Here is a 13,566-nt window from a genome sequence, read left to right on the forward strand (position 1 = left end):
GACTCTGGAGACGACAAGGAAAAACGAAGTACTTCCGAAAAAACCGGACCGTCGCGGCGGCAATTTCTCGCCCAGAGCGGGCGCGTTGCGGCAGGAATCGGGGCGGTCTCACTATTGGGAAATGCTGGGCAACAGGGCATCGCCTATGCCGCGAATGAATCGCTGATCACAAAGGTCGGTGGGGCAGGAGGAGCGAAAATGAAAAAACATGACGCGCCGCAGAGATCGAAAGAAGCCTTATCGGCCGCGGTGAAAGCCGAGCTGTCTGCCCCGATCGTACCCGGCGAGATTATGACGGTGGCTGGTGATATCGAGATCTTAAGAGGACGAGAGACAAAAGACATGACGGTCAAGAACCTGGGTGATCGACCAATTCAAGTCGGATCTCACTGTCACTTCTTCGAAACCAATCGTGCGCTCAAGTTTGATCGTGAGCAGGCCTTCGGGTTCCGACTCTGCATTCCTGCCGGTACGGCGGTCCGGTTTGAACCGGGTGAGGAAAAAAAGGTGACGCTCGTGGCCCTTGCAGGCAACCGGCTTGCCCAAGGTGTGAACGGATTGACTGAGGGATTGTTGGATGATCCGAAGGTCAAGGCCAAGGCTGTCGGTCTCGCTGCTGAACGTGGGTTTGGGAAAGGAGGCGCACGGTGAAAATTTCACGCAAACATTACGCATCCCTGTACGGTCCCACGGTCGGCGATCGTGTCCGGCTTGGGGACACGGATCTCATCATCGAAGTCGAAGAGGATCGGATCATTCCAGGAGAGGAAGCGGTCTTCGGCGGCGGGAAGACCATTCGTGACGGGATGGGGCAGTCCGCCCGAGCCACGAGCAGCAGCGGCCAGCTGGACACAGTGATTACCAGTGCGCTCATCCTCGACTACACCGGGGTCATCAAAGCCGACATCGGTATCAAGGACGGCCGCATCGTTGGCATCGGTCATGCCGGAAATTCCGACCTCATGCCCAATGTCACGCCCGGCATGGAGATCGGTCCTGGCACGGAAGCGATTTCGGGAGAAGGCCGTATCATCACAGCCGGCGGCATCGACACGCATATCCACTTCATTTGTCCACAGCAATGCTGGGAAGCGCTTTCCGCCGGCCTCACGACGATGATCGGCGGCGGGACCGGTCCTGCGAACGGAACCGCCGCGACGACCTGTACGCCTGGGCCATGGAACATTCATCGCATGCTGGAAGCGTCCGAGGGCATTCCTATGAACCTCGGTTATCTCGGCAAGGGCAACGCGTCTCGGCCTGAAGGATTGAATGAACAGATCGAAGCCGGTGCAATCGGGCTGAAGCTGCACGAAGACTGGGGTACCACCCCGGCCGCGATCGACACCTGTTTGAGCGTGGCCGAGCATTACGATGTGCAGGTGGCGCTCCATGCGGATACGCTCAATGAAGCCGGTTTTGTTGAGGACACCATCAGGGCCATCAAGGGAAGAGCGATCCATAGCTTCCATACGGAGGGCGCAGGTGGCGGTCATGCGCCGGACATCATTAAGATTTGCGGCGAGCCGAATGTGCTGCCCTCTTCGACCAATCCCACGAGGCCATTCACCGTCAACACGATGGATGAGCATCTTGACATGTTGATCGTGTGTCACAATCTGAATCCACGAATCCCCGAGGACGTGGCGTTTGCGGAATCACGCATCCGTCGTGAGACTATTCAGGCGGAAGACATTCTTCATGACATGGGCGCGATCAGCATGATGTCCTCCGACTCGCAGGCGATGGGCCGCATTGGGGAAGTCATCACCAGAACGTGGCAAACTGCTCATAAGATGAAGATGCAGCGGGGACACCTCACCCCCACCAGCGGGAAAGATTCCGCCCAGAACGACAACTTCCGGGCCAGACGTTATGTGGCGAAGTACACGATCAATCCGGCCATCACACACGGTATTGCTCATGAAGTCGGTTCCGTAGAGGTGGGGAAGATCGCCGACCTCGTCATCTGGAAGCCGGAGTTCTTCGGCGTGAAGCCGGAGATGGTGTTGAAGAGCGGCTTCATCGCCCAAGCGCAAATGGGCGATCCCAATGCCTCGATCCCGACGCCGGAACCGACGATCAGTCGACCGATGTTCGGCGCATTCGGTCGTGCTCTGTCCAGCACCAGCTTCACCTTTGTGTCGCAAGCGGCTTTGGACCATGAGATTCCGAAGCGGCTTGGTTTGCAGAGGCGGATCGCCGCGGTCAAGAATATCCGTGGTATGAAAAAGCGCGATCTCAAGCTGAACGATGCGGTGCTGAAAGTGGAAGTGAATCCGGAGACGTATCTTGTGACGGCAGATGGTGTGCCGCTCACCTGCGAACCGGCGATCGTGCTGCCGCTGGCGCAACGGTACAATTTGTTTTAACGAACAGAGCAGCTGGTTCGACTATCGGTCACAAGGGATTGTGATGGTAGTCGGCCGGCTGCTTTTGTTTTTCGATATTCAATATGAATACACCCGCGTTACTGGAAGGGCTTCGGTTCGTCGATACGTTTTTCCCCTCCGGTGGCTATGCGTTTTCCTCTGGGCTAGAAGCGGCCATCCAAGGCGGCGCCGTCAAGACCTCCGATCAGTTCGCCAGATACATTGAAGATTTGCTGCGAGGCGGCATGAGCCGCCGGGAAGCTCTTGCCACAAAACAGGCAAATCGAGCGGCATCGACGGGATCTCTGAATGCAGCGGCCCACATCGATCGGGAGTTGGATGCGACAAAGCTCGGTCGTGAGTCACGGTTGGCGAGTCGTCAGATGGGACGGCAAGTGATCAGGGTTGCGGCGGATCAGATCCTGGCGAAACCGATCCTTAGCGAGTATCGTGATGAAGTAGAAGCTGATCGAGCCCCTGGTCATCTCGCGGTGACGTTCGGGCTCACGATGGGCACGTGTGACTGGAGCCCAGAGGAAACTGCGGCTGCCTTCTTGTACCAAACTGCCGTCGGCTTCATATCTGCTGCCATGCGGCTCTGTCCCATCGGCCAACATGAGGGGCAGCGCATATTGGGCGAATGGCTTCCGTTGATTGAACGGATCAGTCGAGAGGTTGACTTAGATACAGCGATGAACTCGTGGTCGCCTATCCAAGATATTTATGCGATGCGTCATGGCTCTCTGGAGTGGAGGCTCTTTCGGTCTTAATCTGCGAAGCCGACGCGCATCGTTTCTACTAGAAAGGCATAGACCCGCAGTTGATGGCCTTTGGCCTCATCTACCTGGTCGTGGGATTATCATGCATGATCTAAATCGTGAACACAGTCATAATTGGACTCCAACTCAAGCGCGAAAACAAGGTATTCCGGTCATTGGTATTGGAGGCCCCGTTGGATCGGGGAAGACGGCGCTCGTCGAAGCGCTGTGTCAGAGATTGCGTGACCGGTATAGCCTCGCCGCGGTGACCAACGATATTTTCACCAAAATCGACGCGGAAATCCTGACCAAACGCGCGGCGTTGCCGGTCGACCGGATTCTTGGTGTTGAGACCGGTGGATGTCCCCACACAGCCATCCGCGAAGATGCCTCGCATAACCAAGAGGCCATCGATGATCTGCTTCGGCGTCATCCTGATGTTGAGTTGATCTTCTTGGAGAGTGGGGGAGACAACCTTGCGGCGACCTTCAGCCCTGAACTGGTGGATCATGTCATCTATGTGATCGATGTGTCGGGAGGTGACAAGATCCCTCGTAAAGGTGGACCAGGGATCACTCGATCGGACTTCCTGGTCATCAACAAAATGGATTTAGCCCCACATGTGCGTGCCGATTTGTCCGTCATGGATCGGGATACCCGCCGGATGCGCGGTGATCTTCCCTTCGGGTTCACGAATATCCTTTCCGGCGAAGGGTTGGATACCGTCGTCGCCTGGGTGGAACAACGCATACCTCAACGAGCCAGGCGTTCATGACCGTGCCAATTCGGGAGGGGAAACGAAAGAGTGCGTCTCGGAGGACCGCCGCTTCTCCAGAAAGAAAATCTTCTGAGAGAAGAACGCCTTCGCGAAAACGAAATACCCCTGGACGGTTTGCGACGGAATTGGTCGGACGGGTCGGCGAGCTCAAGCTTGCATACGCGAAGCTCGAGCAGCGAACCATTATCTCGTACTCCTATTTCACGACGCCTTGGAAACTGCTCCCTCCCATTTACCTTGATGATACCGGAGCTGCCTACACGCTATTGGTCAATCAGTCCGGCGGCCTGGTTGGAGGAGACCGTCTTTCCATCGATATGAGTTTGGACAAGAAGGCGCATGTGCTGATCTCCGCGTCTTCTGCCAACCGCGTCTATCGGACCGAGGACAAGGTATCTGACCAGCACATCACCATCACTATCGGGCCGGACGCAGTTTTGGAATGGTTTCCCGAACATACGATTCCCTTTGCCGGTTCACGATTTCGACAGATTCTTCACGCCACGCTGGCGCCGGGTGCCACTCTTCTCTTGTGGGACGCCGTCGCTTCTGGACGCATCGCCAGAGAGGAACGATGGGCCTTTACCGATCTGGAGAACGAAATCCGAATCACGACGGCATGCGGCCGCTCTCTGCTTGAGCGATACGTCATTAACCCGGCCACGGACTTAGGTCGTGTTGGACTGGCGGAAGAATGGAACTACGTTGCCTCGTTCTATGTGGTGAACGATGCTATGGCATCTGAGGTCTGGAGCCGATTGGAGTCGAAGATCGTACCTATCTTGGATGAGCGGCCAGGTCATGTCTTGGGAGGAGTCTCAACACCTAGCGTTCCAGGGCTCGCAATCAAATTGCTGGCTCGAAAGGCTCCTGACCTTACCTACATGCTCGATGCCTTATGGGCGGTCATCCGCGAAGAGGTTTTGAATCTCCCGCCTGTGTCGTTGCGAAAATACTAGCCAGCTAACTCGTTTGCAACCGCTATAGTCGCCGCGCTTGGTCGGCTTGGTCGAATGTTCAAGTCGACCAGAATCCGTTAACCTATAAACCTATGAACCTATAAACGGCAGTTGAAGCAACGGCCTGCTCCGGGATAGGCTTGCTGGCAGCGGAGTGGCGGTACATTGTTTCGTACGAAGGGAGTCACCCAATGGGTGAGGCACCACGCAAGGCCATGGCCGGACAGCAGGGGGCGATTGCGCTCGAGACGTTTGGGGGGCGAATCCACGTCGAGTGGGACCCTGCTGCAGCTGTGACTCCACTTGGCCAGTTGCCGTTCTTCATCGAGTTTCTCAAAGTGAGTGGCCTGTTTGAGACCTGGGTCGCGGATTGCCCGCTGACAGAGCTTCAGCACCTGGACGAACAAATCGGCCAGCGCCGTCAGATGCTGTTTCCGAAAGTCGCTGAGCGTCCGGAAATCCGGCCGCTGGTTCGCCGCCAGCACCCGAAAGGCCACATCCTCCAGTTCCCGCGCAATCTACCGCGACGCCGGAACTCCAACAGCGTAGGCATAGAGCAGCACCTTCACCAGCAACTGCGGATGATAGGGGGCCGTGCCGCGCGTCACCCCGCCATAACTCGCCAGGATGGGATCGCGGTTCAAGGTCTCCACCAGATCCGTCACGAAGTCCGCCAGGTGGTCCTCCGGCAACCAGTCGCGCGGCGACGGCGGCAACAGCCACAGGTCGTCGGGTTCGTAGGGGCGAAAGGTCCGAGTCGTCATCATGCAGCCGCCTCATTCCTCACTACGTAGATACACACATTCGTGGCCGCACACAAGTGCGTGAGCTAATGTCGGACAGGCTCCTAGTCTGGATGAGTTGAGCAAAGATGAGGCAGATCGTCTATGGGCTGAGGAATCGCAACGACGATTGGACCAGTATCGTGCAGGCGAGGCCAAGACTGTTTCAGCAGAGGCAGTCCATGCCAAGGTGAATAAGCTCTTGCGATGATGCCGCACGAGAGGGATGGTCATCTAAAACCGATGGACCCGACCGACACTGCTCACAATTACGATGCCATCGCATCATGGTGGCTTCAACAACTGAAAAATTCGACGTACGGTGTGGAGGCGATAGAACGCACGCTTACATTCATCGGGTCAGGGCGACACGCATTGGATATCGGGTGTGGATGTGAGGGGCGATTTCTTAGAATACTCTTGGAACGAGGATTTGATTGCGCCGGACTCGACATCTCGCAGGAAATGATTGCATTGGCAAAGCAACGTTATCCCGCAGTTTCGTTTGTGACGGGTGATGTCTGTACATGGTCACTGCCACGGCAGTATGACCTGATCACGGCATGGGATAGCCTCTTTCATCTTCCGTTGAAATCGCACGAGCCGGTTCTTGAAAAATTATGAGCCGGGTTGACACCGGATGGCGTGCTGCTGTTCACCTGTGGCGATGGGAAGGAGCCAGGATGCATTCAGGGAGAATTCGGCGGCAAACGATTTGAGTACAGCTCGTTGGGTGTTGCTGAGTTTGTTCGATTGCTACATCATGGCGGCTGTACGATCCAACATCTTGAACATGATCAGTACCCGTTGAATCACGTGTACATTGTGGCCAAGAAATTGTAGACCATCAACGCAAATATGACCTCTGTTAGAGTAATGGCGTAAACCTGCAATCTGGATTTGAATGGAGTCTCAATCTCTCCATGCTGCTCGTTCAACGTTATCACTGAAACACTTCTACCGTGCCCTCTGCGGAAAATCTGATGCTGGCGGCTGAGCTGGAGCAGGAGGTGGAGAAGGAAACTGGAATGGCTGACGTGCCCGCTGAGGGAAGTCTGGTGCTGGCGGCTGAGCCGGGGCGGGAGGTGGAGAAGGAAGCTGGAATGTCTGATTGTTCAATTGAAGGGGAGGACCAGTGTTGAACCCAGGACTTACCGGTGGCTGCACCGTGATGATTCGCTCACCATTAGGCAGATTGGTCGTGCTTTCGACGTTTCCTTGATCATCCTTGTACACTTGAGTGCCGCCTTCGGAACCCAATACCTGATTCAAACGTTCCCTGGCGCTAGGCTGCTGAGATGGCTCCTCCCCCCCGCCAAGCAACAGGCTTGGCCATCCGGTTCCGATTATGATAATGAGGCAGACAGCGATTCGATACATTGAGGTCATTATACTACTGACCTGCGATTTATCAAGGCGCCTAAGTTGCTGAGGGAAGGTTTATGACATTAGCGGAAAAATCGGATAGAGAAATTTCGGCTATCGCCGATCCGATCATGGATAATTTGATGGGAGGCTCTACAGAAATTAACCGCAGGCTCGTTCACGAAGGATTGTGATCTATCGAACTACATCGATGACAGAGGGAATGCAGAGACCCCCCTACGTGTCTTGCTACGTTCCGTGCATCGGTTTAGGATTGAGTAAATTGCATGGACAATCAGACCAGGGTTGTGCAGAATCGCTTCTCTGCATTCTTGTTACAAATCCTGATGGTTCGACCAGCGATCTGTTATGAGTCACCCGCTAGATTTTGTCACCGTTGAAGGACTCCTTGCCTATGGTCGTGCCCTTGCTCAACGAGCATCGGAGCGAGGCCTCATCGTTCCTCCTCCGATAGAAGCCTCCGGTGAGGACGTTGGTCGTGTCCACACCAAGATGGAACAACTCCGCTCGTTCGTCGAGCGTTCCAAGTCCGGGTTTGCAACCGCTGGAGACTATCGGTCGGCTCGGGAAGGTTTGATCGATGATCCGCTGGTGTTCTTTGCCGCCTGGAACGTGCTTCTTGCGGAAGGCTCGCTCCAGCAGCTACTCCGATCTACAATCGGGGCGGTAGCCAAACCGACCTATCGGCGCCCTGTTGCCATCGTGCCCCGTGCGCAGCTCACACCCACGCTGGCAGAAGGCCGCATTGTCCTTGAACTGGGCGACGACCGATTTTGGTTATTGCCACGGGATCTGGGCGATCGAACATTGTTCTTCACGATGCGCCACGGTGTCTCGCAGGTGGACAGCAAGACTCATCGCGTCGGATGCCGTCTGCCGAACCAATTGGACCGGGAACGGGGGGTGGCCAAAGCCGACGCAGTGGGGACAGCGCTCGCCCGCATGATCGGCGTTGTGGGACAGCAGCTCGACTTTCTGCACCTTACCAACTACCTCGATCCTCGTACGTTCCTTCATTGCATCAGCCGGAGCCCGAATACCAGACAACTGTACGAACGGGTGTCTACAGCATTGCTGCAAGGAACCTCTCCGTCCGAACCGATCGCCGAGCCGGCTCTCGAATCGTCGGATTTCGGTTGGGTCACGGGATTGGAGAAGTCCCTGGAGGTCGAAGAAGCGGCGCGCGTGTTCGGCGTCGAGATATCCACGGCCAAGCGACTGATGAAAGATCCGCTGTATTGTTATCCGGGTGGTAATTCTTTCTTCGACCTCTATGTCGACGTCATCGATGGTCTCCACCGATTGGGCTATGCGCAAAAGGGCAAAGTGGCCTGTCTCTATACCCACAGTTCCACCCTGCGTGCGTTGATGATCTATTTGGATCCGCGGCCGTTCCATGAAGCGTTCAGCGAGTTCAGCGACTACAAGGAAAGCCAAGACAATGTCGTGCTGCTCACGCTCGAACAGGGCCGCTTATCCGGCTACTCGACGGCGGTTGGGCTGTCCGAGCGAGAGAGGGTTGTGCGCAACACGTGGGTGGCTGTAGAGAATGCGAGGAAAGATCGCGTGACGCTCAAGCCCCGAACACTCAAGCGGATCGTGGCCCTCGTGTCCGGGGGTGATTTCGCCGGGGCCGGTGCGGCATTAAAGGAATTGCACGTGACCGGCCAGCGCTTGGGATTGGAGGTCTATTTCGTCCGGCACGGCTATCTCGGTCTGGCCAACAATTGGATTGAACGAGTCACCGAAGCGCACACCCGCGGCATGAGCAGCCATCCGAGCAGCCCCATCGGCAGCAGCCGTTTTGAGGAATTCAAGCAAGAGACGGTGTTGCAGGTGGCCATGCGGCACCTGGAACCGTACCTGCGTGACGGCGTCTTGGTGGTGTTGGGCGGCGATGGTAGCATGCGGGGCGCTCGAGCCATTTACGAAGGATTCGGAGCGCAGGTGGTCGGCATTCCGGGCAGTATCGACAATAATATTGAAGGTACGATTTCTCTCGGATTTCAGTCCGCCGTGGCGTTGGCGGATCAGTCGATTGAATCCCTCAAAGCCACCAGTGCCGCGATGGGCACGGTGTTCTTTGTGGAGGTCATGGGTGCTGGGTCAGGCCATCTGGCGCTGGCCTGTGCGTATCAGGCAAGAGCCGAAGGATTGTTGGTCAATGAACATCCCGACCCGAATGCCTATATCGATGACGTGATCCTCGGGACGCTCAAGCGGACATTGGGAGTGCCGAACAAGAGCCACTTGTTCGTCGTCGCCGAACGTACGCCGCATCGGCATCACAAGGATGGTGGCGTCCATGGTCTTGTCGACTATGTGGGCGGTGTGATCGCCCGATGGCCGGAGCGGCATGCTTCACCAGGTCACTATCCGCTCACACTCGCCACCAAAGCCACCATCCTTGGCCACACCCTCAGAGGCGCCCGGCCCATACCGGAGGACAAGGTGATGGCCCAACATCTTGCTCATGAGGCGGTGCACCGACTGATCGAGTCACCCGAGGACATCGTCGGATGTCTCTTGGCCTACCGTGAACGGGGATCAATCGGGCCGATTCCACTTCATGCCGTGACACCCAAGCAGTTCGACTGGGACGTCTTCAGTCGGATGCATGGCAACACTCACATCTCATAACCCTCAGCATGCCCCATCGAAGAAGCTCCACCCTCAATGGGTTGACGTGAGTCCATACTGAGAGTCGTTTCCCCCCGGTCGCCATGTCCCGCTCACCGGATATCGAAAACCTTGAAATCAGTTGCCTGAAAACCGATCTCACGATACCCATAATCAGAGCGCTGGTTTCCGGCGTGAGGTACGGTTTCACGATCAACGTCAGGGAGGATGTGTCCATGCATATTGTCATCGTGTCAGCAATCGTCGTCGGGTTGGTCTATCTGCTATGGGAGATCAGACCGTAGCGCTCGTCTCCACGTGAAAGCGCCGAGTGCGCTCCGTCGAGACGCATATTCTTGCAAGGCCTTCAGGGGGCAACTTGCTGAGGGCCAGAGTTTTTCTGCTCCATTTCTTGCCCTGCGCTTCCGTATTCCTGCAGGGTCCCAGAGTCTCAAACCATGAAATAGGTTGTTCGAAACCTGACGTCGCGATAGTTCAGACTGAACACAGGTTTCCGGTGCCGCTCGCGGCAGCGTCAGGCTCGGTTAGACTGCTTGCTCGCAGGGCGGCACAAAGACATGGAGCGGGAAGATGTTACCGTCTTTGACGGTCTCTTGTTCCAATCGAAATCGTGTAAAAGCGTCGATAAGACGGTAGGCCAATTGGTCAGAGACCGCGGCCAGAATCATTCGGTTGGTCGTAGAGGCAAGAAAGAACTGACTGGTGGACCGAAGGGGCTACAAGAACCTGACGTCCGGCTCGACAAGGGCAGAGGCGATACGCTATAAATGATCTGCCCAACGACCTCGTAGGAATATCAACCCAGGACGGTTTATGCAAGAATACGCCGCGTATTACGGGACTGCCTGTCTCATCTTTTCCGTCTATCTCCTCATCAAGGGGTTCATTGCTGCCTCAAGACAGCGAAGTGAAGATCATTCCACGACGCTGGTTCCGGCCTATCTCTACGGAATCTTGGCGTCGATTCTGCTGACCGTTGGTTTGGGATTTTTTCGCCCGAGCTTGCCCTGGTGGGGATATCGATTGATTTTCCCCGGTACGACCATGCTCTTTCCTGCCATCATCTATCTCCGGGGTCGGCGACCTCCGAAACCCAATCTCGATCACGTCGACGCATAACGCCTGTCGCGTTCTTGTCGAACGTGGTGAACACCTTCTCTACTTGGCGATCGTAATGCTCGGTACGCCGGCCCTAGAAATCTCGGTGACGGTCATCTGGAACAGTTGCGACAAGAGCTTGAATGCTTCGCGGTTCCAGCGCGCCTGTGGCCCGGTCGTATTGACGGCGTAATAGTTCCCATGGGATTTCATCACGAGATCCAATCCCGTCGGCGCCGACGGCGACACGATCAGGTCCAGCGTCTTGACGGGATTCTCCGTCACCTCAGGAGTACGGGGATCTTTGTCGACATGGTACTCCGGCTCTTCAGCGATGGATTCCCCAAGAAAGTTCAACATGGCGTTGAAGCTTCGCAATCGAAAGTCGCCTCTGATCGGCCAATCCCCGCCAAAATGCCCCGGGCGAATATCAAAGGTCACGTCGTGACCGAGTCCCTGTTCGTTCTCATGCTGCAAGCGGAGCCGTTCTTCCTTGGACAGCGAATCGGGGTCGTAATTAGTGATCAGCGTGCCGCCTTCAATTTGTTTCCGCAACGTGTACGTCTTGTTCTGCCGGTTATACTCCACCTGGTATTCCTGTTCGAGCGCTTTGAATCCTTCCGCCGTGACCGAGTCGGCGGGGATCGTCCACTTTCGTTCGATCATCATCGGTTCCACATGGAGGCTGTTGTGATCTTGAATGGCCGAGAGATGGAGGACCTCCCGCCGGAACATCTCGTAGCCGATCTTATCGGACGGATCATTTCGATAGGCAACAACTCCGTCATTGTGTTTCACCCGGAGCTCCTTGGCCATCAGTCGGAGGAGGAGATCGATATCGACGCCCTGCCGCAGGAGCAGCGTCAGTTTTGATTCGTGAAACGGGGTGAGCAAGCGCTTGGTAAACTCTTCTCCTTCGATCGGCGCGATGCTGATGGTCGGATTCTCGGCTATGGTTCCCATGATGAGGGGCATGATCTGCGTACTAGCCAAACCAGCGAGAGCCGGGGTGGCGCCGGCCGTGAGACGAAAATCGAAGGTCGCCGCAATGTTGGAGACGCCGGAAAAGTGAATCGGCTGATGGTGCTGCGCTCTGGCGATGTTCACGAGCAGTTGCTTGGATTGTGACTCGGTAATGGCATCATCATAGGCGATCACGGCGCGATTCAAGGTGATAGGCGAGAGACAGCCTGACAGCAGCATCTGACAAGCGACACACACGAAGGCGAACAGCCTAGAGATCGAAATCACTGGTGTCATCGGGGGATGGTCTCGCTTCGAGCAGTGGGCACGACCGGACGTGATTTGTACCATATCCCCTGAGCGATGCCTAGCACCAGATTACAGGCGGACCATCGGAGTCATTTACGTGACGGCGGGATGCGGTTCGGAGCTACCGAGCCGTTGGACAGTCATCAGAATCGGGACATTCTGGCGCAACGTCATGCCTGCCTCCGGCTGGATTGTTTGTTCTTCGACCGAGCGCAAACAAATTTTCGATGCCATGGTGGCCAAAATCAGCAGGCCTTCCAGCTCCGCAAAGGACTCTCCGAGGCAGCGGCGTCCACCGGCACCGAACGGGATATAACTGAACGGTGGGCGGGTGCGGTTAGCCGCTTCTGAAAACCGCTCAGGGTCAAATCGATCGGGATCAGGGAACCATCGCGCATTGCGGTGCAGGCTCCAGGGGCTGATGAACACCCATGCACCGGGCGGAAGCACCGCCCCGGATGGAAGTCGGTCCTCTCCATGGTTGACACGGGTGTGCAAGGTCCAGGCGGGAGGGTAGAGCCGAAGCGACTCGTCCCAGACCATTTTCGTATATCGTAGGCGCGGCACATCCGCGGCGGTTGGAAGGCGGTCACCGACAACCTCGCTCACTTCGCGAGTCAGTCGCTCCCGTACCGGCTGATGTTGCGACAGCAAAAACCAGGTCCAGGTGAGCGCATGAGCGGTGGTTTCGTGGCCGGCCAGCAAGAACGTCACAAGTTCGTCACGGATCTCTTCATCACTCAACGGGCGACCTTCTGCATCTGTTGCAGCGAACAACAGCGACAGCATGTCCTCATTACCTTGACGAGTTACCGTCCGTCTTTCGTCGATCAATCGGCGTATCATCGCCTCTATCGAGCGGAAACCACGGGTGAACCGGCGATGAAGTTTTGTCGGAACCCACAGAGGAGTTAAACTCGCCAGCAGAGAGTCATATTGTCGCTTGATCAAGCTTTGGCCGGCCGCGATGGTCTCCCGTATCGTCGTGGCTTCAGTACCGACTTCGAGTCCGAAGAGTAGACGCCAGATCACCGAGAGGGTGAGCTGTGCCATCGCCTGTCCGATATCGATCGTCGTTCCATCTTGCCACTGTCCCACGAGGTCGTGAGCCTTGCCCGTGATCAGGTCGGCGTAGGCCGTGACATGGTTTCCGTGAAAGAAGGGTAGGAACAGTCGCCGCTGACGATGATGGGTCTCGCCCTCCGTGTGGAGCACGCCCTGACCGAAGATGCGCGATTCGGCCGGGGCGACCGGAGCCTTCCGATAGTTGTCCTGATTCGTCACCAGCACATGCTTGACGTCGGCGGGATGGTTCAGTACATACATGGCGGCATCACGCTGCCGCAACAGCAGTTCGACGACAAGACCCATCGGGAGCTTGACTACGTCGCCGTAGGCCTGACAACGCAAGAGAAAATCGAGCGTGTCACGACGAAGTTCGGGGAAACATCCCCACCAGCGAGAGACCGGTGGACCGGAAAGGGTTGGTGCTGACATCGTCTGATCGATGATGTTGCCTAC

Annotated in this window: 15 protein-coding genes; 10 read left to right on the top strand and 5 right to left on the bottom strand. The window is 56.3% G+C overall.

Annotated elements, in window-relative coordinates:
* The first annotated feature begins 198 nt into the window (after positions 1-198).
* The 5 genes from P0120_13565 (at position 199) to P0120_13585 (ending at position 4,867) form a co-directional block, all read left to right on the top strand.
* Positions 199-651, top strand: coding sequence for an urease subunit beta (locus P0120_13565; protein ID MDF0675346.1), 453 nt, complete (start codon positions 199-201; stop codon positions 649-651).
* Positions 648-2,372 carry an urease subunit alpha gene (gene ureC, locus P0120_13570; GenBank protein MDF0675347.1) on the top strand — a complete coding sequence of 575 codons (1,725 nt, stop codon included), beginning with the start codon at positions 648-650 and terminating at the stop codon, positions 2,370-2,372. Before P0120_13565 ends, ureC begins: the two co-directional genes overlap by 4 nt.
* 83 nt (positions 2,373-2,455) lie before the next feature.
* On the top strand, positions 2,456-3,142 hold the full coding sequence (locus P0120_13575; protein ID MDF0675348.1) for an urease accessory UreF family protein: 687 nt from the start codon (positions 2,456-2,458) through the stop codon (positions 3,140-3,142).
* A gap of 91 nt (positions 3,143-3,233) precedes the next feature.
* Positions 3,234-3,905 carry an urease accessory protein UreG gene (ureG, locus tag P0120_13580; GenBank protein ID MDF0675349.1) on the top strand — a complete coding sequence of 224 codons (672 nt, stop codon included), beginning with the start codon at positions 3,234-3,236 and terminating at the stop codon, positions 3,903-3,905.
* The gene (locus tag P0120_13585) at positions 3,902-4,867 is read left to right on the top strand and encodes an urease accessory protein UreD (protein MDF0675350.1); all 966 of its coding nucleotides are present in this window, start codon (positions 3,902-3,904) and stop codon (positions 4,865-4,867) included. Before ureG ends, P0120_13585 begins: the two co-directional genes overlap by 4 nt.
* Positions 4,868-4,965: 98 nt before the next feature.
* Here the strand turns inward: P0120_13585 and P0120_13590 are convergent, their stop codons facing one another.
* Both P0120_13590 and P0120_13595 read right to left on the bottom strand, forming a co-directional pair.
* Positions 4,966-5,364, bottom strand: a complete 399-nt coding sequence (locus P0120_13590) for a hypothetical protein (GenBank protein MDF0675351.1) — start codon at positions 5,362-5,364, stop codon at positions 4,966-4,968.
* A gap of 21 nt (positions 5,365-5,385) precedes the next feature.
* Complete coding sequence (locus tag P0120_13595; protein ID MDF0675352.1) at positions 5,386-5,634, bottom strand: hypothetical protein; 249 nt, start codon at positions 5,632-5,634, stop codon at positions 5,386-5,388.
* 222 nt (positions 5,635-5,856) lie between these two features.
* Between P0120_13595 and P0120_13600 the strand changes: the two genes are divergently transcribed.
* The 4 genes from P0120_13600 (at position 5,857) to P0120_13615 (ending at position 9,675) form a co-directional block, all read left to right on the top strand.
* The gene (locus P0120_13600) at positions 5,857-6,273 is read left to right on the top strand and encodes a class I SAM-dependent methyltransferase (protein MDF0675353.1); all 417 of its coding nucleotides are present in this window, start codon (positions 5,857-5,859) and stop codon (positions 6,271-6,273) included.
* A gap of 6 nt (positions 6,274-6,279) precedes the next feature.
* On the top strand, positions 6,280-6,492 hold the full coding sequence (locus tag P0120_13605; protein ID MDF0675354.1) for a hypothetical protein: 213 nt from the start codon (positions 6,280-6,282) through the stop codon (positions 6,490-6,492).
* A 140-nt stretch (positions 6,493-6,632) separates the two neighbouring features.
* Entirely contained in the window at positions 6,633-6,791 is a 159-nt protein-coding gene (locus tag P0120_13610; GenBank protein MDF0675355.1) for a hypothetical protein, read from the top strand.
* 592 nt (positions 6,792-7,383) lie between these two features.
* The gene (locus P0120_13615) at positions 7,384-9,675 is read left to right on the top strand and encodes a 6-phosphofructokinase (GenBank protein ID MDF0675356.1); all 2,292 of its coding nucleotides are present in this window, start codon (positions 7,384-7,386) and stop codon (positions 9,673-9,675) included.
* Between the two features lie 524 nt (positions 9,676-10,199).
* On the opposite strand, the gene P0120_13620 is transcribed toward P0120_13615, so the two are convergent.
* The gene (locus tag P0120_13620; GenBank protein ID MDF0675357.1) at positions 10,200-10,343 is read right to left on the bottom strand and encodes a hypothetical protein; all 144 of its coding nucleotides are present in this window, start codon (positions 10,341-10,343) and stop codon (positions 10,200-10,202) included.
* A gap of 145 nt (positions 10,344-10,488) precedes the next feature.
* Between P0120_13620 and P0120_13625 the strand changes: the two genes are divergently transcribed.
* Positions 10,489-10,794 carry a hypothetical protein gene (locus P0120_13625; protein MDF0675358.1) on the top strand — a complete coding sequence of 102 codons (306 nt, stop codon included), beginning with the start codon at positions 10,489-10,491 and terminating at the stop codon, positions 10,792-10,794.
* A gap of 39 nt (positions 10,795-10,833) precedes the next feature.
* Here P0120_13625 and P0120_13630 read toward each other — a convergent pair whose 3' ends face one another.
* Together P0120_13630 and P0120_13635 are read right to left on the bottom strand one after the other, a co-directional pair.
* A complete protein-coding gene (locus P0120_13630) occupies positions 10,834-12,033 on the bottom strand; it encodes a hypothetical protein (GenBank protein MDF0675359.1) in 1,200 nt (399 codons plus the stop codon).
* A gap of 105 nt (positions 12,034-12,138) precedes the next feature.
* The gene (locus tag P0120_13635; GenBank protein MDF0675360.1) at positions 12,139-13,542 is read right to left on the bottom strand and encodes a cytochrome P450; all 1,404 of its coding nucleotides are present in this window, start codon (positions 13,540-13,542) and stop codon (positions 12,139-12,141) included.
* Between the last annotated feature and the right edge of the window lie 24 nt (positions 13,543-13,566).

This window comes from Nitrospira sp. (genome assembly GCA_029194675.1).
Taxonomy (GTDB): Bacteria; Nitrospirota; Nitrospiria; order Nitrospirales; family Nitrospiraceae; genus Nitrospira_D.